Origin of the sequence: Asticcacaulis sp. AC460, assembly GCF_000495795.1 — a bacterium.
Lineage (GTDB): Bacteria > Pseudomonadota > Alphaproteobacteria > Caulobacterales > Caulobacteraceae > Asticcacaulis.
This window is the reverse complement of record NZ_AWGD01000037.1, coordinates 11,725-32,878: the sequence shown is the minus strand read 5'-3', so window position 1 is coordinate 32,878 and position 21,154 is coordinate 11,725. Positions and strand designations below refer to the sequence as shown.

At 64.7% G+C, this 21,154-nt stretch carries 11 protein-coding genes; 4 read left to right on the top strand and 7 right to left on the bottom strand.

What is annotated here, in order from left to right:
* Nucleotides 1-132: 132 nt before the first annotated feature.
* From ABAC460_RS44125 to ABAC460_RS44110, 5 genes are all read right to left on the bottom strand, one after another.
* A complete protein-coding gene (locus ABAC460_RS44125; RefSeq protein WP_023455262.1) occupies nt 133-3,150 on the bottom strand; it encodes a tetratricopeptide repeat protein in 3,018 nt (1,005 codons plus the stop codon).
* 211 nt (nt 3,151-3,361) lie between these two features.
* Nucleotides 3,362-4,204: a MotE family protein gene (locus tag ABAC460_RS44120; protein WP_023455261.1), complete on the bottom strand. Its 843-nt coding sequence runs from the start codon at nt 4,202-4,204 to the stop codon at nt 3,362-3,364.
* Between the two features lie 11 nt (nt 4,205-4,215).
* Nucleotides 4,216-4,920 carry a DUF6468 domain-containing protein gene (locus ABAC460_RS48615; RefSeq protein ID WP_155914736.1) on the bottom strand — a complete coding sequence of 235 codons (705 nt, stop codon included), beginning with the start codon at nt 4,918-4,920 and terminating at the stop codon, nt 4,216-4,218.
* A 40-nt stretch (nt 4,921-4,960) separates the two neighbouring features.
* Complete coding sequence (gene fliM, locus ABAC460_RS44115; RefSeq protein WP_369794144.1) at nt 4,961-5,998, bottom strand: flagellar motor switch protein FliM; 1,038 nt, start codon at nt 5,996-5,998, stop codon at nt 4,961-4,963.
* A gap of 122 nt (nt 5,999-6,120) precedes the next feature.
* Nucleotides 6,121-6,765, bottom strand: coding sequence for a flagellar basal body-associated FliL family protein (locus tag ABAC460_RS44110; protein WP_023455258.1), 645 nt, complete (start codon nt 6,763-6,765; stop codon nt 6,121-6,123).
* A gap of 284 nt (nt 6,766-7,049) precedes the next feature.
* On the opposite strand from ABAC460_RS44110, the gene flgF reads away from it, so the two are divergent.
* Genes flgF through flgH form a run of 4 tightly spaced genes read left to right on the top strand, consistent with a single transcriptional unit; the run spans nt 7,050 to nt 9,924 of the window.
* Nucleotides 7,050-7,799, top strand: a complete 750-nt coding sequence (gene flgF / locus ABAC460_RS44105; protein WP_023455257.1) for a flagellar basal-body rod protein FlgF — start codon at nt 7,050-7,052, stop codon at nt 7,797-7,799.
* Between the two features lie 12 nt (nt 7,800-7,811).
* A complete protein-coding gene (flgG, locus tag ABAC460_RS44100) occupies nt 7,812-8,603 on the top strand; it encodes a flagellar basal-body rod protein FlgG (protein WP_023455256.1) in 792 nt (263 codons plus the stop codon).
* Between the two features lie 4 nt (nt 8,604-8,607).
* A complete protein-coding gene (flgA, locus tag ABAC460_RS44095; protein WP_023455255.1) occupies nt 8,608-9,192 on the top strand; it encodes a flagellar basal body P-ring formation chaperone FlgA in 585 nt (194 codons plus the stop codon).
* 12 nt (nt 9,193-9,204) lie between these two features.
* The gene (gene flgH, locus ABAC460_RS44090) at nt 9,205-9,924 is read left to right on the top strand and encodes a flagellar basal body L-ring protein FlgH (RefSeq protein ID WP_023455254.1); all 720 of its coding nucleotides are present in this window, start codon (nt 9,205-9,207) and stop codon (nt 9,922-9,924) included.
* Nucleotides 9,925-10,006: 82 nt separating this feature from the next.
* Here flgH and ABAC460_RS44085 read toward each other — a convergent pair whose 3' ends face one another.
* Both ABAC460_RS44085 and ABAC460_RS44080 read right to left on the bottom strand, forming a co-directional pair.
* On the bottom strand, nt 10,007-19,960 hold the full coding sequence (locus tag ABAC460_RS44085) for a beta strand repeat-containing protein (RefSeq protein ID WP_023455253.1): 9,954 nt from the start codon (nt 19,958-19,960) through the stop codon (nt 10,007-10,009).
* On the bottom strand, nt 19,957-21,108 hold the full coding sequence (locus ABAC460_RS44080) for a TIGR03032 family protein (RefSeq protein ID WP_081716666.1): 1,152 nt from the start codon (nt 21,106-21,108) through the stop codon (nt 19,957-19,959). Before ABAC460_RS44080 ends, ABAC460_RS44085 begins: the two co-directional genes overlap by 4 nt.
* Between the last annotated feature and the right edge of the window lie 46 nt (nt 21,109-21,154).

Below are 21,154 nucleotides of genomic sequence, written 5' to 3'. Positions count from 1 at the left end.
GGCTATTTTCTGAAAGTTCCTTTGCGACTGAACATTCAGAAAAAGCCCCTCACCCGATCGCGTTCACTTCGTTCCGCTCTCGTCCTCTCCCCGTAAACGGGGAGAGGTAATTTAAGGCCGCTTCCCTGTTCTTTACGCCGTCTTCGCAGGGGGTGTTGCCGGTTTTTTGTTGGCGGCGTTATCCTTGTCGCGGAAGCGCTTCTTCATGCTGCCCACCCAGCCCGTAAAGGTGTCCGTTGCGGTGGCCGCCGAAGCGAAGTCCTTGGCGCTGACCTCGCCACCGTCCAGCGGCGCCAGAGCCACCCGCAGCGCGTCCGGTGACGACGCCCCTTCGATGAACTTGCCCCAGCGGTCCGACAGGCGTTTCAGGCCCGCCGCATCCTTCATCTGGCTGTAGGCGATCCCCGCCCGGATCAGCCGGCCTTCGTCGCCCGGTGCCAGGGGGCCGTCGCCCTTGTAGCGATCCCCTAAGCGGCGTTCCAGCACCGCGCCGGCCTTGGCCCAGTCCTGCTTACGCCAGTAGATGTCGGCGCGGACATCGTCGCCGTCCGGCGAGGTATCGCCGCCCAGCACGTCCAGCGCCTTGTCCGGCTCGTTCAGTTCGGTCAAAGCGCGCGCCTCCATCACCCGGCGTTCGGCCATGATGGTTTTCGGCAGCAGGGTGGTGCGCGTGTTCCACAGGGTCTGCAGCGCTTTTTGCGGGTTGCGGTCCATCAGGTAGATGGCCGCCAGATCCGCCGCCACGGCCGATTTCGCCACTCCGTCCAGGCGCTCATTGACCTGGTGTTCCAGCAGCTCGGCCGCCTGGTCCAGCAGGTCGACATCGACCAGCCGCCGCACCAGTTTGCGCACCATTTCGTCACCGTCCGATCCCTGAGGTGTCAGGTCCTGGAAGTCGTAGAACAGACCCAAAGCTTCCACCGGCTGCAGGCCGTCGGCCTGGCCGCCGAGGAACAGGGCGCGGAAGGTGTTGTTCAGCGAGGCGTGAATCTTCAGGCCTTCGGGCGTGTTGATGAACTGCTGACCGCCGGATCGCAGCACCTGCATGGCTTCGCGGTAGTGGCCCATGGACAGGTAGATCTGACCCATATTGCCGACGATTTCCATCTCGGTGGCGTCGCCGCGCCAGCGGAAGCGCAGGGAATCGAGCACCGCCAGGGTTTCTTCCGGCTTGGCCTGTTTCAGTTCGAAGGCCAGCATGGCGGCGCGGACCTGGGCCGGGGTCGAGACGCCGGCGTCCGAAGCCTTGGCCACCGCGCGATAGACCTTGAGGGCGCGTTCCTTGTCGCCCGAGGCCTCGATGATCTGGGCGTCGATCAGGTAGGCAGCCAGCTTGTCCAGCGGCGGCACGTCCTGGGAGACGGCATAGCCGATCATGGCCTGAGCCGTGGTCATGTCCTTTTCCTGAAGGGCCGAATAGGCGTAGGCGGCGCCGAACTTCGCCCGCCAAACCGGCGGAAAGGCGTCCATGGCCTTAAGGCCGGATTTGAAGGCCTTGGCGGCCTCGGCATAGTGGCCGGCCTGGTAGTCGGCATAGCCCTGCCACAGGCGGGCGGCCGGATCGATCAGCATCTGCGGTGACGACAGGTCGCCGGCGGCATCGGCAAAGCGGCCGGACTGCATCTTGGCGGCGACTCTCAGGCCACGGACCTGGGGATCTTCCAGGGCGCGCGGACTCTGGCGGACCAGCATGTCGATGGCACCCTGGGCCTCGAAGGTCAGGCCTTGGCCCATCAGGAAGCGTGCCAGGGCCAGGCGTGCCTTGGTCGGGGCGCCCGGCCCCTGCTCGCCTTCGTCGGCGGCGGCAGCCTGAAGCGCGTTATAGCGGGGCAGGAAGCCTTCCTCCGGCGTCTTCGACCAGTCGGCATTCATCAGCGAGGGATAGAGGGACGACTTGTATTCCAGGCGGGCTTCGTTGGGGCGGGCATTGGGATCGGCCGCGGACAGGGTCAGGCCGCCCGGGCGCGATATCTGGACCAGATCGCCGACCAGTTCGACCTTCACGTCCGGCGTCATCTGGGTGACGACCACGCCCTGGGCGGTGGAGGCGATCGAGGCTTCGACCATTGTACGGCCGGCGGTCAGGTTCTTGATCGGGGCGCGGGCGGTGACGATGGCCATGCGGTCGCCGACGCTGGGGTCCTTGATCCAGGCGATTTTGGTGGCGCCGGCGATGTTGACATTGACGCCGGGGACGCCGGTCGATTCATCGCGGATGATGGCGACTTCGGACGATTTGGTGTTCAACGCCTTGCCGCCCAGGCGGACGCGCCAGACCAGGCCGTCATTGATCGCCGACAGCGAGCCGATGGCCGGTGCCTTCAGACGTAGCGCCGTGAAGCCGTCATTACGCGTCCATTGCGCGTCCTGGACCGACATGCCGTCGTTGAGTTCCGGTGGCAGGCGCAGGTCGACTTCGGAATCGAAAACCACCCAGACGGAATCGCCGCGGCGGAAGACGGCGGCGGCGACGGGACCTTCGAACGGGAAGGCAATGTCCTTGCCACCGTCGATCGTCTCGACGTTCAGTGCCACTACCGGGACATTGGCGGCCTTGCTGACATTGGGTTGGCCGGTGGCGGATTCGCCTTCCTTTTCGGCCGGCTTGGTCAGGTCCTGGAGATTGACGCCCAGGACCTTGGTGTCGGGTTTGGCATTGGCGTCGAACTGGACATAGACGGCGCCATCGGAGCGGCCAAAGCGGGCGTCGTAGCCTTCGGCGACCTTGAGCACGATTTCGCTGGCGCGGCTGTCGCTGCGCAGGTCCACGCCGGTGACGCCGACGGGGGGATTGGCGCGGATATCGCCGAGGTCGGGCTTTTGCTGGCCCGGCAGGCGGATGACGACCTGGTCCTTGTCGCGGCGCACCGAGGCGCGCGAACCGACCGAGCCGTAGATTTCGACGCGGCCGGACTTGGCGTTGCGGCCGACGCGGATGTCGATGGCCGAGCGCGGCGCGACGGTATCGATGGGGGTGGGATCGCCGATCGCCAGGCCCGCGAAGCCGAAACTGGCCATGGCCACCAGGGCGGCGGTGGTCTTCATGGCCGTGCCGAAGCTGAGCGGCTTGGCGGTGGGATGGTGGATACGGCCGAGCAGGTCGCGCGCGCGGTCGACCTCGCGCTTCAGCGGCGAGGTTCGCGCAGGCATGGGGGATTGCGGCTTGCGACTCATGGCCGGTTAATTTTGGCTAATGAGGGTTTAATCAAGGTTAATGGAGGGAGAATCTTATTGCCTGCCGACAATGTTGAAGCGTGGCCGGTATTCCGCGCTCCCCGCTCCCCCTCCGTCTCGACGCGGTCGCCTGAAGAAGGCTCCCTTGCTCGACACCTCCCCCGCAAGCGGTGGAGGATAGCTATTCTTAGCCCTTCTTCTCCGGCGTAGCGGCGGGTTTGGCGGCCTGTTGCGGGGCTGCGGCGGCAGGCGCCGAGGCCGTCGGACCGTTCGCCGTGGCCTTGTCCAGTTTCTGCTGCAGACCGCCGGCTTGGCTCATGCGGCGTGACAGCTTTTCGGTCAGCTCCTTAGCGGCCAGCGGCGGCATGGCGCCCAGGATGGCAGCCAGGGTCCGCTCCTTCATCTTGGCGGCAATCGGCAGGCGGACATCGTCGTCCATGGTGGCGAAGACCGCCGCCGCGTCCTTAGGCTTCATCGCCGAATAGACCGCCACCAGGCGGTTGGTGTCGTCGTCCGCCACCTTGGTCGCCTGGTCCAGAAGGCCCTGGATCTGGCCCTTCAGGTCGGTCAGTTGCGTGATGCGGTTGTCCAGTTTGGAGTCGGCAGTGTTGATCAGTTGCTCGCGCGCGTTCAGCGCCGCTTCGCGTTCGTCCAGCTCCTTGCGGCGCTGGCCCAGGTTCTGGATGATGCGCATCTCGTTGGTCGACATGCCGGCGTCGGACGCCAGTTGGTCCAGCGACGTGGCGCAGACGGGGGCCGCCGGCACTGCGGCGGCGGCATCGCTGCCCGCCTGTTCCGCCGTCAGCAGAGACGAGGCGATGGCGTAGCTTTCGGTGGGGTCGTCGGTCTTGGACGTTTCGCTTTTGGCGGCACCGGCCTTTTTCGGTTCATCCTTCTTGACCGCGTCGGCGGCAAAGGCGGTGGCCTGGCTGAAGATGTCGGGCATGACTTCCAGGCTGGTCAGGGCCTTCAGGGCCAGAACGCCGCCCACGGCGACGAAAACGATGGGCAAAAGACGGGGCATCGCCATGGGGTGTTACTCTACTTGCGGCTGGAGTCGGGGCCGAACAGGTCGTCCTCGACGGATAAGGGCTGGCGCTTGGGCAGGGTCAGGGTGCGCATCATCTCGTTGAGATTGGCCACCACCAGTTCCGACATCTGCACCTTGTCGAGGATTTCGGTCTCGTCCTCGGGCTTTTCGGCGGGAAGACGCGACATGTAGCCGTTTCGCGTTTCTGGGCGCGGTTCAGGGCGCATGGCACTACGCGGGGCCGGGATCGGGTCGTCCTCACGCACGACATCGCGGTCGAACGGGCCGCGGCGAGCGGTCGGCGCCGGTTCACGCTGCGGCGCCTGGGCCACGATATTGCGCAGCATAAGCGCCGGATCGTCGAAGTCCTTGCGCCGCGTCACGGGGACCTGCATCTGCAGTTGGCGGGCGGTTTCGGCGGCTTCGATGCCGCGGTCGAGGTCGCGGCCGGCCTTTTCGGCGCGGTTGACCTGGCCTTCCAGCTTCTGCAGCAGATCGCGCGCCGCCAGGATACGGCCGTGCAGCAATTCCTGGCTGTCGTCGGCGTGGCCGCGCAGTTCCTTCAGCGACATGTGGGCGCGAATGGCCGCGTCGTCCAGCTCACCGACCGCCTTGGCGAAGCCCTCATGGGCGGCGCGCAGGGCTTTCAGCTTCTTGTCCAGGCGCACGCCGAACCATAGGGCCGCAATAAGCAGCCCCATGAGTACAACATCCATAATGATGTTCGTCATCGACACGACGCGTGAACAGTCCCTTCTACTTCTTCCTCATCTGCGTAAGCCGCCGCTTGGTACTCGAAGCCAGGGGCGTATCCACCCGCACGGCGATCGAATGCCCCTTTCGGCCCATCCGCCCCGTGGTCAGGGGAATGGCGCCGCACCTCAACTGCACCGGAGAATCAGCCTGTGCATTCAGCACGATCGTTTCCCCGACCTTTAAATTCAAGACCCGCGACAGCGGTACCTGCTGTTCATCGAGCACGGCGCGCACCTCCATCTGGGTTGTCCACAGTTCCGTGGCCAGGTGGCTTTCCCAGATGTTGTCGCGACCGAACTTCTCACCCATGAACTGCTGCAGCAGCATCTTGCGGATCGGTTCCAGGGTGGCATAGGGCAGCAGCAGCTCGATGCGGCCGCCGCGGTCTTCCATGTCGATGCGCAGCTTGACCAGGATGGCGGCATTGGCCGGCCGGGCGATGGCGGCGAAGCGCGGGTTGGTTTCCAGGCGATCGAGGTTGAAATTGACCGCCGTCAGGGGCTCGAAGGCCTGGCGGGCGTCGTTCAGCACGACCTCAACCATCCGTTGCACCAGCACGCGTTCGATGGTGGTGTAGGGACGGCCTTCGATGCGCAGCGCCGCCGTGCCGCGACGGCCGCCCAGCAGCACGTCGACGATCGAATAGATCAGGTTGGAGTCGACCGTCAGCAGGCCGTAATTGTCCAGTTCCTCCGCGCGGAACACCGCCAGGATGGCCGGCAGGGGGATGGAGTTTAGGTAGTCGCCGAACCGGATCGACGAGATGTTGTCGAGCGAGACTTCGACGTTGTCGGAGGTGAAGTTACGCAGGGAGGTCGTCATCAGGCGGACCAGCCGGTCGAAGACGATTTCCAGCATCGGCAGGCGTTCATAGGACACCATGGCCGAGTTGATGATCGCCCGGATGCCCGAACGTTCGTTGTAGTCGTCTTCCGACAGGTCGAAGCCCAGCAGGCTGTCGATTTCATCCTGATTCAGGATGCGTTCGGCGCCGGCGGGCATGTTGAAGCGCTCGCCCATCGAGCCACCGCCGACCATGGCTTCCCATTCGGCGGCCAGATCCCCGCCGTCTGCGGTCACACCCGCGGTAGCGGCCTGCGCCTCAGCGGCGAGTTCCGCCTCCCACTGGGCCATCATGGCTTCCTGATCGACGTCTCCCGTCATGTGATCAGCATCTGCTCGATGAGGACGGCGTTGACCTTGTGCGGGGCCAGGACCAGGTTGATGCGGCGCAGGATCTCCAGGCGCAGTTGGTGGTTGCCGGCTGAGCCTTTCAGATCCTCCGGACGCAGTTCACGGATGAAGCCCTGCAGGATGTCGTTGACCCGGGGCAGGTTTTCCTTGACCAGGTCGGCCGTTTCTTCGTCGGCGCATTCGAAGGTCAGTTTCAGCTTGAGGTAGGACGAACGGCCGTCGGCCGACTGGATGTTGGCGATCGTGTCGGGCAGGGTCAGGTAGATGGTGCCGTCGGGACCTTCGGACAGGACCGGCTGGGTCTTGGGGTCGACCTTGGCTTCGCCGCCGCCGCCGTGACCGCCGCCCTTCTCTTCCTTCTTTTTTTCTTTTTTCTTTTCCTCGCCGTGGCCGTCCTTGCCGGCCTCGGCGCCATGGGCGGCGTCGGCCGCCGGCTTGGGCGCCAGGAAGAAGAAATAGCCCGCGGCCCCACCGCCGCCCAGCAGCAGCACGGCGCCGCCAGCAATAGCGATCAGCATGATCGGCAGGCCCTTTTTCTTGGGAGCTTCGCCGCCTTCGCCATCACCACCGTCGACGGGCGGTTCTTCCTTCTTTTTTTCCTTTTTGGCCAAACGACACCTGACGCAGAAAAATGGACGCAACTTAGGCGCCGGATATCCCGCCACTATCGGGCGACATGGTTAACGATCCGTTTGCCGTTACGGTGAACGCGGCATTTTTTGCCGCCTGCTGTGGATAAGTTTACAGCGGTCAAAAACGTGAAATTTATATAAATCAAAGACTTGGCAATCTGGCACGGCGATTGCAATGGTAAAAACACGTCGTTAATGCGCCCGCCGAAGGCACTGCCGTTAACCGATTAATCCCCTGATTCAGACCGGAAAGGACCGCGGCCATGGATAATGCCAGCTATATCGCACTGTCGCGGCAACTGACGCTTCGGCGCGAACTCGACATCACGGCCAACAATATGGCCAATATGAACACCAACGGCTACAAGTTCGAGCAACTGCTGGTCCATCAGGAATACGGCGCCCCGGCCTATAATTCGCCGATCCGCACGCCGGCCAACTTTGCCTACGACAACCAGGTCGGCCGCGACTTCGCCCAGGGCACTTTCCAGATCACCGGTGCGCCGTTGGACTTCGCCATCGACGGCGAAGGCGTCTTCTTCACCGTACAGACCGCCCAGGGCGAGGCCTATACCCGCGACGGCGCCTTTACGATGAACGCCGAGGGCATGCTGATGACCCAGGACGGTTATCCGGTCATGGGCGACGGCGGGCCGATCACGCTGGATCCCAAGAAGGGCCAGCCTTCGGTCTCTGAAGACGGCATCATCACCCAGGATTACCAGGGCCAGTCGGAACGGGTCGGCAAGCTGGGCCTGGTCCGCATCGCCGACATGAGCGACCTGGAAAAGGCCGGCAACGGCACCTACACGCTGAAATCCAACGCCACCCCGGTGCCGGCCACCGATGCCCGCCTCCGCCAGGGTTTCCTGGAGGCGTCCAACGTCAACCCGATGATCGAAGTCACCAAGCTGATCGAAATCAACCGCGCCTACACCACCCTGGCCGGGATCATCCAGCAGCAACACGATTTGAACAAGTCCGCCGTCGAACGGCTTGGCCGCGTAACTTAAGGATAGCGAACCATGCGAGCGCTCCGTACCGCCACTACCGGCATGGCTGCCCAGCAGCTGAACGTCGAAGTCATCTCCAACAACATCGCCAACATGAACACGATCGGGTTCAAGAAGCAGCGCGCCGAGTTCCAGGACCTCCTGTACCAGAACATCGAGCGCATGGGGTCGCAGTCGTCGGACGCCGGCACGGTCGTGCCGACCGGCATCCAGGTCGGCGCCGGTGTCAAGGCCGGATCGGTATATCGCATTATGCAGCAGGGCAGCCTGACCCTGACCCAGAACCAGTACGACGTCGCCATCGAGGGCAAGGGCTACTTCCAGATCCTGATGCCGTCGGGTGAAACCGCCTATACCCGCGCCGGCAACTTCTCGGTCGACGACCAGGGCCGCCTGGTCACCGAGGACGGCTACCTGGTCCAGCCCAGCGTCACCGTCCCTCAGGACGCCATCGACGTCTCGATCTCCAAAACCGGCCAGATCCAGGTCACCCAGCAGGGCCAGACGGCGCCGACCACCGTCGGCCAGCTTCAGACGGCAACCTTCTTCAACGAAGCCGGCCTGGACGCCATTGGCGACAACCTGTTTCTGGAAAGCGGCGCCTCGGGCGCGCCCAATGTCTCGACGCCGGGCGATGTCGGTTTCGGCACCCTGCTGCAGGGCTATACCGAAGCGTCGAACGTCGACGCGGTCGGTGAAATCACCGCCCTGATCGTCGCCCAGCGCGCCTACGAGATGAACTCCAAGGTCATCACCACGTCCGACCAGATGCTGCAGACCGCCAGCCAACTCGCGAGAGGCTAAGTAGATGAAAACCTTTGCCCTTATCGCTTTGCTCGCCTTTGCGGTTCCCGCCGTCGGTCAGGCTGCCGTCCCCATGGTGCTCAAGGCTGCGACCAGCGATGGCGACGGCCGCATCACCCTGGGCGACCTGTTCGACAATGCCGGCGCCGCTTCCGACGTCACGGTCGGGGTCCGCCAGGGCCAGACCGCCGTTCTGGATGCCGGCGCGGTCCAGTCGATCGCCGCCCGCAACGGCGCCTACTGGGACAATCCGCGTGGCCTGCGCCGGATCATCGTCACCGCCGGCATGGATGGCGTCCCGTTGTCGGCGGTTATTCCCGCAGCCGGGTTTGCCCAGCCGGCCGTTGCGGTGGCGCCGCGCACTGCCGCCGTCCGCCGTGGCGAGGCTGTGGCTGTGACCTGGAGCTCGGGCGGCCTGACCCTGACCGTTACCGGCGTGGCGCAAAAGGATGCCACCGTCGGCGACCTGATCCAGATCCAGAACCCGTCGTCGAAAAAGATGATCGATGCCGTTGTGATCGGGTCCGGCCAGGCCGTTGCCGGCCCCAACGCCATGCAAACCCGCAATCAACTTCTGTCTTCGCGTTAAGAGTACCTCGCCATGAAAAAGATCGCCCTCGCCGCCTTGGCTTTGACTGCTGTTACGCTTTCCGCCTGTGGGACCGTGTCCGAAACTGTCAACGGGCCGCAACTGACCGCCATGGCCTATCCGGTGGCCGTCATCCCGGCCCAGCAGGCCGTGATCCAGCCAGCGCCGGCCTCGTCGAACTCCTTGTGGCGGACGGGAGCGCGCACCTTTTTCAACGACCAGCGCGCGCGCAATGTCGGTGATATTCTGACCGTGCAGGTCGATATCGACGACAGCGCCCAGACGCAGAATTCGACCGACCGGTCGCGCAACAATTCGTATGACGCATCGACGCCCAGTATCTTCGGGCTGGAGTCGTCGCTGGGGAAAATTTTGCCGTCCGAATATAACCCGGCCAATGCCTTGCAGGCCGAGGGTAATTCGACCTTCTCGGGCAATGGCCAGGTGAAGCGGTCGGAAAAAATTTCCGTCACCCTGGCGGCGACCGTGACCGGCGTGATGCGTAACGGCAACCTGGTCATCCAGGGCCACCAGGAGGTCCGCACCGGCCGCGAAATGCGGGTGCTGAGCGTTGCCGGGATCGTGCGTCCGGAGGATATTTCCTCGACCAACACCATCAAGCACACGCAACTGGCCGAGGCGCGCATCTCGTACGGCGGCAAGGGCGATATCACCAATATGCAGCAGGCGCCGGTGGCGCAGAACCTGATGGACAAATTCAGCCCGTTCTGAGGCGCTTCCTGGTAGCTTCCCCCATGAAAGAAAGGCCGGCGGCTTTCCGCCGGCCTTTCCTCGTTTGGCGTGGACCTGGATCCTACTGGAAGATGAGGTCGGCCTTGGTGACGGTGACGTTGGTATCGAAGACGACGGTGGCCGTGATGCCGCCGGCGCCGGTACCGTTGCTGTCCCAGACCAGCGTATGGGTGGTCGTGTTGTAGATGAACTGACCGGTGTTTCCGACCGCCGTACCCGTGCTGTTGCTGGTAAAGATGGTGTTCGCCAGGGTGTTGGTGAATTCCGACGCATTGAACGCCAGGTGATCGACGCCGACCTGGAAGTCGGCCACGTGGTCAGTGCCGCCGCCGTTCCGGGCGAAGACGAAGGTGTCGGCCCCGTCACCGCCTGTCAGCAGATCGTTGCCCGTGCCGCCGATGACGATGTCGTTGCCCGCCCCAGCGTTCATGGTATCGGCCCCTGCGGCGCCGTCCAGGACGTTGTTGCCCGAGTTGCCGGTGATGATGTTGCCGACGGTGTTGCCGGTAGCGTTGATGTTGCTGCTGCCTTCGAGGGTCAGACGCTCGAAGTTGGTCAGCAGGGTGTAGGTGTGGCTGGTAAAGACAGTATCGGTACCCGCACCAGCGTCTTCGACGATGGTGTCGCTCGGGTCGATGTAATAGACGTCCGAACCGACACCGCCCGAGAGGGTGTCCACACCTGTGCCGCCATCCAGGGTGTCGTTGCCTTCACCGCCGGTGATGTTGTCGTTGCCGCCCAGGCCATAGAGCTGGTTGGAACCGCGGCCGCCAGTGACTGTGTTGGCCACCGCGTTACCCCAGGCGTTGGTGGCTGCCGTGCCCCAGCTGGCCAGTTCGAGGTTTTCCAGACCGTCGGCCAGGGAATAGCTGATCTGTGAGATCACCTTGTCGGTACCCGCTCCCAACTCTTCGATCACATTATCGGTCGCGACATTGACATAATAGGTGTCGTTGCCGCCACCGCCCGCCATGATGTCGCCGCCATAGGAACCGTCGAGCACATTGTCGCCGGCGGTGCCGTAGAGGTAGTTGGCCAGCGAGTTGCCGGTGGCGTTGATGTTGCCCGACCCGGTCAGGCGCAGATTCTCGATAAAAGCGCCCAGGGTGTAGGAGACCGAGGACCGGACGGTGTCGAACCCGCCGTCGTTATGGCCCACGGTCGAGTCTTCCGATGCCAGGTCGTTGCTGTCATCGATGATGTAAACGTCGTCGCCGGCGCCACCATACATGATGTCGGCGCCCCCCTTGCCATCGAGCCTGTTGTCGCCGGTGTTGCCTGTCAGGACGTTGATGCCGTCATTGCCGGTTCCGTAGATGTCGTCGCTGCCCGTCAGATACAGGTTTTCGACATGGGCGCTCAGGGTAAAGGTGATACCGCTGTAGACGCGGTCGATGCCCGCGTTCAGGGTCTCGGTAATCGTATCCGCGGCATTGTCGACGAAGTAGGCATCGTCGCCGGCGCCCCCCGCCAGGCTATCGGCCCCGATGCCGCCGTCCAGGCTGTTGTTGTGGTCATTGCCCCTCAGGCTGTTGTTGTCGCTGTTGCCGGTGCCGTCGATATGCCCGGTGCCGGTCAGGACCAGGTTCTCGAAATAGGCCGCCAGGGTGTAGGTCCTGCCGATCTCGATCGTATCGGTGCCGCCGCCATCGGCCTCGGTCACGGAGTCGTCGTCGTTGTCGATGACGTAGGTGTCGTTGCCGGTGCCGCCCGCCATGGTGTCGGCGCCCGCACCGCCGTCCAGGCGATTATTGCCGCTGTTGCCGGTGAGGTGGTTGGCCTGGCTGTTGCCGGTGGCGTTGATGTGCGCGCTGCCGGAAAGCGTGAGGTTCTCGACGTCGGTCGCCAGGGCGAATGTCACGGAGGCGATGACCTCATCGGTGCCGCCGCCGGTCTGCTCGATCACGTTGTCATTGACGACATCGACATAATAGGTGTCGTTGCCGGCGCCACCGTCCATGATGTCGGCGCCGCCTTTGCCATCGAGAACGTTGCTGCCGCCATTGCCATAGAGATAGTTGGCGCTGGCATTGCCGGTCGCGCTGATGCCGACGCTGCCGGTCAGGCGCAGGGCTTCGATATAGGCGCCCAGGGTGTAGGAGACCGAGGCCCGGACTTGGTCGAAGCCGCCGTCGTCCGTGCCGGAGATCTTCTGTTCGGACGCCAGGTCGTTCTCGTTGTCGACGATATAGATGTCGTCACCGGCGCCGCCGTACAGGGTGTCGGCTCCGACGCCACCGTCCAGGCGATTGTCGCCGTCATTGCCAGTGATCACGTTGGCCAGGGCGTTGCCCGTCCCGTAGATATCGTCGCTCCCGCCCAGAACCAGGTTCTCGACATGGGCGGTCAGGGTATAGGTGAATTCGACCTCGACGCTGTCGATACCTTCGTTCAGATCTTCGCTTACGACATCCTGGTCGTCGCCAAGCCGGTAGGTGTCGTTGCCGGCGCCGCCCATGAGGGTGGCCGCGGCGTCATTCCGGGCGACGATGACATTGGCCAGTTCGTTACCCGAGAAGGTGCCGGCGACCGTCGCGCTGACATAGAGGTTCTCGACATTGGCGGCCAGGGTATAGCTTGTCGCGGCGCCGATGAGGACGACGTAGTCGCCGTCTCCGCCGTCGGCCTCTTCGGTCACCGTATCCTCGCCGTTGTCGAGATAATAGATATCGCTGTCCGCGCCGCCTTCCAGGGTGTCTACGCCGGCCATACCGTTGAGGCGATCCATACCGGCGCCGCCCACCAGGACGTCATTGCCGGCGCTGCCGGTCAGGGTGTCGTCGTTGCCAAGGCCTTCCACCCGGCGGATGGTGCCGGTGGCGGTGAGATTGTCAGCAGCCTCGGTGCCGATCAGCGCTTCGCCGATGTCGGTGATGGTAATGGCGACGGCCTGGTCGGTGGAATAACCGCCGGCCGAGGCGCGGATCGCAATGTTATAGACATTGTTGCCGTCGGAATCCTCGGGCGCCTCATAGTCCGGCGAAGCCAGGAAGGTGACGACGCCGGTCTCATCGTCGATCTCGAACAGCGCCGCATCCGTGCCGGACAGAGTCCAGACGATGGGGCTGCCGGTCACGGTCGAGGCCGCGGCCTGGTATACCGTGCCGCTGTCGTTTTCGGCAAAATCGGCTGTCGCGCCAGAGGTGAATGCCGGCGCCGGATTGACCACGGTCGCGGTCAGGTCATTGCCGGTTCCCCCGATATAGCTGAGCTGGAAGGTCCTGCCGCCTTCCGACAGCAGCGTGCCTTCCGCCAGGCTGGCCAGGGTGCCGGTGATGGCGTCGGTGCCGTCGTTGGCGATCAGGACGAAGCTGTCGCCGATCGTCGCGGTAAAGCCGACGTTGAAATACAGGTTGGCGCCGGTGAGATCGACCGCACCGGTGACCGAGATCTGATCATATTGCGTACCCACCGTGGTACCCGCAATGTTCACGCCCAGGGTCGCCCCGCTGGCAATCGTCAGGCCGTTGTTGAGCGTCAGAAGGCCGACACCCGTGCCGGTACCGGCGCCGATCGTGCCGCCGGAAACGACGGAAACCGCGCCCGAAGTGGCCGCCGTGCCGATCGTGCCGCTGCCGTAAAGCGTGCCGCCGACGGTGACCGTGGTCACATTCGCGAAGGTCGAATTGACCTGCAAGGTGCCGGCGGAGACCGCCAGACCGCCGCTCAGGCCGGAGCCGCTGCCCGACAGGGTCAGGGTGCCGCTGCCGGTCTTGCTTAAGGTCGAGGACCCGGTCAGGGCGCCGCTCAGGGTAACCGCCGCGCTCGTGGCGATCGACGCTGCGCCGGTCAAGGCGATGGCGTTATCGATCGTTGTCGCACCCGTCACCGACAGCGTCGTGCTGGCGGCCAGGGTCACAGTGCCCCCCACCAGAGCATCGTCGTCTGAAACAGCCAGCGTACCGGCAGACACCGTCACGCCGCCTGTCAGGCCAGCTTCGTTACCGGTGTTGGTCAGGGTCAGGGTGCCCGAACCGGTCTTGGTCAGGTTCGCCAAAACCGGAGCCCCGCCTATGCCGGACGTGCCGCTCAGACTACCGCTCAGCGTCACGGCCGCGTCTGCGGCGATCGTGGCATTCCCGGTCAAGGCGATGGCATTGTCTATCGTCGTGGCCCCGGTCACCGACAGCGTCGTGCTGCCGGCCAGGGTGACCGTACCTCCGGTCAGGTTGCTGTCGCCGGCCACCGAGACCCCGCCGGCCGAAACCGTCAGCCCGCCGCTCATGGCCGAATTGCTGCCCGACAGTGTCAGGGTTCCGGCGCCGGCCTTGGTCAGGATCGACGATCCGGTCAGGTTTCCGCTCAGACTTACCGCCGCGCCGGCCGAGATCGTGGCCGCACCGGTCAGGGCGACGGCGTTATCGATCGTCGTGGCGCCGCTCACCGACAAGGTCGTGCCGGCCGCCAGGGACACCGAACCCCCGACCAGGTTGCTGTCACCGGCCACCGAGACCGTGCCGGCGGATACGGTCAGCCCACCGCTCATGCTGGAATTGCTGCCCGACAGGGTCAGGGTTCCCGCACCGGACTTGGTCAGGGTCGACGAACCTGTCAGGGCGCCACTCAGGGTGACGGCGGCATCCGTCCGCACGGTCGACGCGCCGCTCACAACCACGGCGTTGTCGATGGTCGTCGCTGCGGTGACCCCCAGCGTACCACCGTTCAGCGTTACCGTGCCACCGACCAGGGCGTCATCGGCTGCGACGTCCACGGTGCCGCCGTTGATCTGCAATCCGCCGGTAAAGCCGGCTTCGTTGCCGGTGTTGGTCAGGACCAGCTTGACGCCCCCGGTCTTGGTCAGCTTGAAGCCGTCACCCGACAGGGCGCCGGACAAGGTGACCGAGGTGGCGTTGGTCGTGCTCAGGATCGCATTGCCGGTCAGGACGACAGAATTGTCGATCGTCGTGGTGCCATCGACATTGAAGGTGGTGTTGGCGCCCAGGGTGACCGCACCCGTCCCCAGGTTGCCGTCGCTGGCCACCGACAGAGTACCGCCCGAAACCGTCAGGCCACCGCTCAGGCCGGAATTGTCGCCGGTGAGGGTCAGCTTGCCCACGCCCGTCTTGGTGAGATCGAAGGCTCCGGTCAGCGCGCCACTCAGGGTCACGAAGGTGGTGGTGGAGGTGGCGACATCGACCGTCGCGACGCCGGTCATGGCAATGGCGTTGTCAATGGTCGTGCTGCCGGTGACCGCAAGGCTTCCGCCGGCCAGCGACACCGTACCGCCGGTCAGATTGCCGTCACCTGCGACGGACACCGTACCGGCCGTGATGGACAGTCCGCCGCCCATGCTGGAATTGCTGCCGGTCAAGGTGAGGGTGCCTGCCCCCGCCTTGGTCAGGGTCGAGGAACCGCCCAGGTCACCGCTCAGGGTCGCCGCGACGCCCGTTGCCGTTGAAACGTTGGCGTTGCCGTTCAGGGTAATCGTGTTGTCGATGGTGGTCGAACCCGTCAGCGACAAGATCGCGCCCGTTGCCAGGATGAGTTGCCCTCTGCTCAGCGCATTGTCATCCGCCACGGCCAGCGTGCCGGCCGAGACCGTGATACTGCCGCTCATATTGGCTTCGTTGCCGGTGTCCGTCAGGGTCAGGGTTTCGCTGCCCGAGCCTGTGACTTGCAGCCCCCCTGCGCCGCTCAGGCCGCCGCTTACGGTGACGTTTGCGCCCAATGCCAGAAAAGCATCGCCTGTCACGACGATGTCATTGTCGATATCGGTCGCGCCGGTCACCGCCAGCGTCGCGCCTTCGTTCAGGGTCAGGGGGCCGGCCGCCAGAGCGTCATCGTTCGACACGGAGAGCGTGCCCTCGGACACGACGACCCCGCCGGTGAAGTTGATTTCGTTGTCGGTGTCGGTCAGGACCAGCGTGCCTTCGCCGGCCTTGGTCAGATCCGACGCGCCGGAAAGGCTCCCGCTCACGGTGACCGTCAGGTCCGGCGAAATTGCGATCGTCGCCGCACCATTCAAGGCGATGGCGTTGTCGATGGTCGTATCGGCCGTCACCCAAAGCGTCGCGCCGCCTTCCAGGTTGACCGTGCCCGTGCCCAGATTGGTGTCATCGCTCACCATGACGCTGCCGGCCAAGACCGTCAGCCCGCCGGTCAGGCCGGAATTGTTACCCGAGAGGATCAGGGCGCCGTCGCCCTCCTTGTCCAGGGTATACGCCCCGCTGATGATGCCGCTCAGGGTAACCGACAGGTTCTCCGCGACCTCGACCTTCGCCGATCCGTCCAGGACGACGGCATTGTCGATCTCCGCATCGGCGGTGACGACCAGCGTCGCGCCTTGGCCAAGCGTAACCGTCCCGGCTGACAGGTTGTCGTCACTGGCCACATTCAGCCGGCCTCTGGTAACGGTCAGGCCGCCAGTCATAGCCGCGTTCGACCCGCTCAGGGTGAGCCGGGTCGCACTTGAAGGGCCTTCGAAGCTCAGGTCCCCCGAACCGGTCAGATTACCGCTCAATTCCGCGGAACCGGAAAACGCAATCTTCGCCGCGCCCGTCACCGCAATGGCGTTGTCGATCGAAGAACTTGAAATGTCCAGCGTGGTGTCTTCGGCCAGGGTCACGGTGCCGCCCACCAGGGCATCGTCATCCGTCACGGACAGCGTGCCCTCGGACACGATCACGCCACCGGTGAAGTTGGTTTCGTTGCCGGTATTCGAAAGCACCAAGGTGCCCGAGCCCGTCTTGGTCAGCCCGCCTGAACCCGTTAACGCCGTTGACAGGGTGGCGGTGTTGCCGATTTCAAGCGTCGCCGCGCCGTCCAGCACGATCGCATTGTCGATTTCGGCGTCGGTGCCGGTAACGGCCAGCGTCGTGCCGGCCTTGAGCGTGACGGTACCGCCGACCAGGTTGTTGTCCTGCTCAACGGACACCGTACCTGCAGCGACGATCAGTGCGCCGGTCAGATTCGCTTCATTGTCCCCTGAGGCTAGGACCAGCGTACCCGCGCCGTCCTTGGTCAGGTTCGCCGACCCGATGAGACTGCCGTTCACGCTCAGCGTCGCGTCCTGCGCCACCGCGATCGTCGCCGCGCCGCCCAGGGTGACGGTGCCGTCGATACCCCCGCCGCCCGCGAACGACAGCGTCGTGCCCTCGGCCAGGTAGACATTGCTGTTGCTGCCAATCCCCCCCATGACCAGAGTCCCCGTGGACACGATCAGGTCTCCAGTCAGATCGGGAGCGCTCACGGTCAGCGTACCCGCGCCGGCCTTGGTCAGGCCCGAACTACTGGTTAGGATCATCGTTATGGTTACGTCCTGGTCCACGCTGATCGTGGTTGCGCCTTCCAGGTAAAACTCCTTCTCAATGGTGGTGTCACCTGTCACGACAAGCGTCGTGCCATCTTTCATGGTGACGGCGCCCGAACCCAGGTTGACGGTGGTATCGATCTCGACCGTACCCGCTTCGACGATCATGGAAGAGCTCGCCGCTTCTCCATTGCCGTTCAGCACCAGGGTGCCGGCGCCGGTTTTGATATAGCTGAACCAGGTTCCCGTCGTCTCTCCGGTCAGGGTCAACTCCACGTCCGCCCCGACCTCGACCGTGAATTCACCGCCTACGCCCATGGCCATGTCATTGTCGATGGTTGTCGATCCCGTCGCCTCCAGCGTCGTACCGGCGCCCATGCTCAGCGAACCGGTGCTCAGGTTGACATCGCCTGCCACCGAAAGCGTGCCCTCGGAAATCGTCATTCCACCCGTCAGGCCGGAATTGTTACCAGTCAACACCAGCGTGCCGGAACCGGTCTTGGTCAGCAGAACGTTTCCACCCGACAGGGCGGCGGTCACGGTCAGCACCGCACCGTTTGCGGTCTCGACGGTTGCCGCGCCGCCCAGGACCAGTCCGCCGCCCGTGCTGCCGGCGATGGTCAGGTTGTTGGTGTCGGCCTTGAGCGTATCGCCCGCGCCCAGGGTCGCGGTGCTGCCGGCCAGGGTCACCGTGGTGTCGGCCGTCAGCTGTCCCAGATGGATCGTATCGGCGCCGGATTGCGCAACACCGCGCGCCAGGGCCTCGCGCAGAGAGAAGCCGTCGGAGGCGTCGCCGCCGGCGTCGTCATCGCTGCGGTCGACATAGATGTTGGCGCTGGTAAAGGTGACATCGGCCGTCGCATCGCCGCCGCTGTCATGCAGGGTGACGCGCAGGGTGCCGTCGCCATAGGGCCTGGCGCTGCCGTAGCCGATATGGGCCAGGACATCCGCGATTAGCGCCTCGGTCGGGGTGCCGGTGACGCCGCTGTCGCCCGACGCGGCGCCGAACGCGATGGTCAGGGTGCCGGTCGCGTAGACATAGGTATAGCGCGCGAAAGCCAGACCGCTGGCCGTGCTGACCAGCGTGCCGGTGACGTCGCCGGTGGCGCCGGCAAGGGCGCCCGCCGAAACGCCGCCGAACGCCCCGCCGCTGATATCGACGCTGAACAGGCTGCTGCTCAGCAGGCTGTAAGTGTCGTGCGCGTTGCCGTCAGCGACCCCGGCCTTGACCCGGTTGACGGCGAGCGTGGCGGTCGTGAGCGCGGCGGAGGTTATGGTTGCGGCCGTGCCCCCGTCGAGCGCGGTAAATTGGCCTGCCGACGCCAGGGCGAAGCTGTCGCCGGCCAGGTTGGCGAGGACCGGCGCCGTGGACGGCGCCGAGATTATGCGGGCATAGATGCCGGTGCCGTTGCCATCCTGACCTGCGGAGTCCCAGGCCACAATGAAATCGCCATCGTCATCCATGCGCACATCGGTGCGTATCTGGGTGTTGGTGGTGTAGGTATTGACAAGGAACTCGCTGCCGACTGCGACGCCGGCGGCGGTGTAATACTGGCCGTAAACGCCGTACACATCACCGTCCTGGAAGTTGGAGGCCCAGGTCACGACGAAATCGCCGTCCGCATCCATGGCGACTGACGGAGATCCCTGGCCCGAGGTGGTATAGGTATTGACCTTGAATTCCGAGCCTTGTGCGACGCCGGAAGCATTGAAGCGCTGGCCGTAAACACCGTTGTTGTCGCCATCCTGGCCGTTCGACTGCCATACCACAACGAAATCGCCGTCCGCGTCCATGGCGACCTTGGCGTTGTTCTGCACGCCGGTGGTGTAGGTGTTGACCTGGAATTCGCTGCCTTGCGTGGCGCCTGAAGCATTATAGCGCTGTCCGAAGACGCCCGAACTGTCGCCGTCCTGGAGGTTGGAAGTCCAGGTGACGACGAAGTCGCCGTTATCGGCCATGGCGATCTGGACATTGCTCTGGGCGCCGGTCGTATAGGTATTGATCTGGAACTCGGCGCCCTGGGCAGCGCCGGAGGCGTTGTAACGCTGTCCGAAAACACCATAGCCGCTGAGATCCTGGCCGTTCGACTGCCACACCACCACAAAGTCGCCATCCGTGTCCATGGCGACCGATGGCGCCCCCTGGGCGCCGGTCGTGTAGGTGTTGACCTTGGTCTCGCCTCCCTGCGCCACGCCTGAAGCGTTATAACGCTGGAAATAGGTACCGACGCCGTTGCCGTCCTGATTGCCGGCGGCATCCCAGACCACGACGAAATCGCCGTCCGAGTCCATGGCGGCATCCGGATTTTGCTGGGCGCTGGTCGTGTAGGTGTTAGCGCGGAATTCCGAGCCCTGCGCGACGCCGGACGCATTGAAGCGCTGGCCAAAGATGCCGTTGCCATTGCCGTCCTGGAGGTTGGAATGCCAGACGACGACAAAGTCGCCGTCGGAATCGGCCGCGACAGAAGGTCTCGCCTGGGTCCCCGTCGTGTAGGTGTTGACCTGGAACTCCCCTGTCGGCGCGGCTTGCATCAGGCCACTGCCGGCGGAGACGCTTTCGAAGCCGTAGGCGGCGAACTTCCCCCCGGTATCGCCGTCGCCGGCAACCACCGGACCCGAGGCCTGGACCGGCATCAGGTCGGGCGTGGCCAGGGCCTGGAGGTAGACCTGACCGCGGCCGGCGCCATCCGCCGCAATACCGAAATCACCGTCGCCGTTGTTGGCCAGCAGGGCCTTGTCGAGGTGAGTCTTAGCGTTGTCGCTCATGGGGTGTTATCCGATGGTAAGGCCTGGCCGCCAGGGCCGGGTTGGGCCCAGAAGCCCTGTTCAGGTAGGGCAAGCGCGGCACGGTGGCCGGGCTCGCTGTGGTTCAGAATGCCGTGACGGCCGGCGCCGGAAAGCACGGCGAGATCGGAAATCTCATCGATGCCACCGGCGAAATCGAGACGGCCAAGGACATGGCCGGTTGTGGCCTCAAGCGCGACGACGCCGCACGACACGGTGTCGGCCTCCACGGGCAGGGGATCGCGCCCGGCGCCGTGGCGATCGCGCAGACGCGACAGGCCGACGAACAGGATATCCCGCTGCGCCACCAGACCCCGGGTATAGCCGGACAGGCGCGCCAGGACCGTCGCACGGCCCGCGCTTTCGACACGAATGACCTCGCCGGCGCCGGAATTCAGCACATGCAGGACACCGCCGAACAATCGCGGTGAATGCGGCATGCACAGCCCGTCGAGGACGATGCCGCCATCGGGGACGGATATCAGCACGCCGCCCCCGGTGCGCCCGGCGCGCCAGCCCTCGGCCGTATCGGTCGCGCCCAGGGCGGTGGCGAAGCGCGGGGCACCGGCGGCATCCAGCGCCATGCCGTTGAGATGGCAGCGGTCATCGGGGACCAGGTCCGAGACGAAGGGCGGACGCCAGAGCGGCGTGAAGCTGGCCCTGTCGTCCAGCCTGGCCAGGCATGAAAAGCGCGTGGCGGCGCCCACAACCGTGTCGCCGGCAAAGGCGATGTCGTGCAGATCGATTTCGCCGGTAAAGCGCACGCTGCGCGGCAACCACAGGCGGGCATAGGTGTCCGGCGCGCGGGGGTAACCGGCCGCCAAAGCGTCTGATGCCGACAGAACGACCAGTTCGTTGCGGGTCGCGATAGCGAGCCGGCCGTCGGTACTGGCCAGGCTCATCGGCTTGTCGAAGCTGCGTGGCAGGACCGTGAGGCCGGCGGTATCGGCCGAAATGACGATGACACGGGACGCCTGGTAGCTGGCGACGGCCAGGGCTATGCCGAGCTCCTGCAACACGGCCGCCATGTCGCCGGTCGCCTGAACCTGAATCGGGAGCACAGGTGCGGACGATCCGGACGCGGTCGCGTTGCCGGACACAGCTCGCCTACGCTCAGCCGCATCGATCATGAAAAGTCAGCCCTTACCGTTGGTTGTGATATCATGGGTAAGGTTA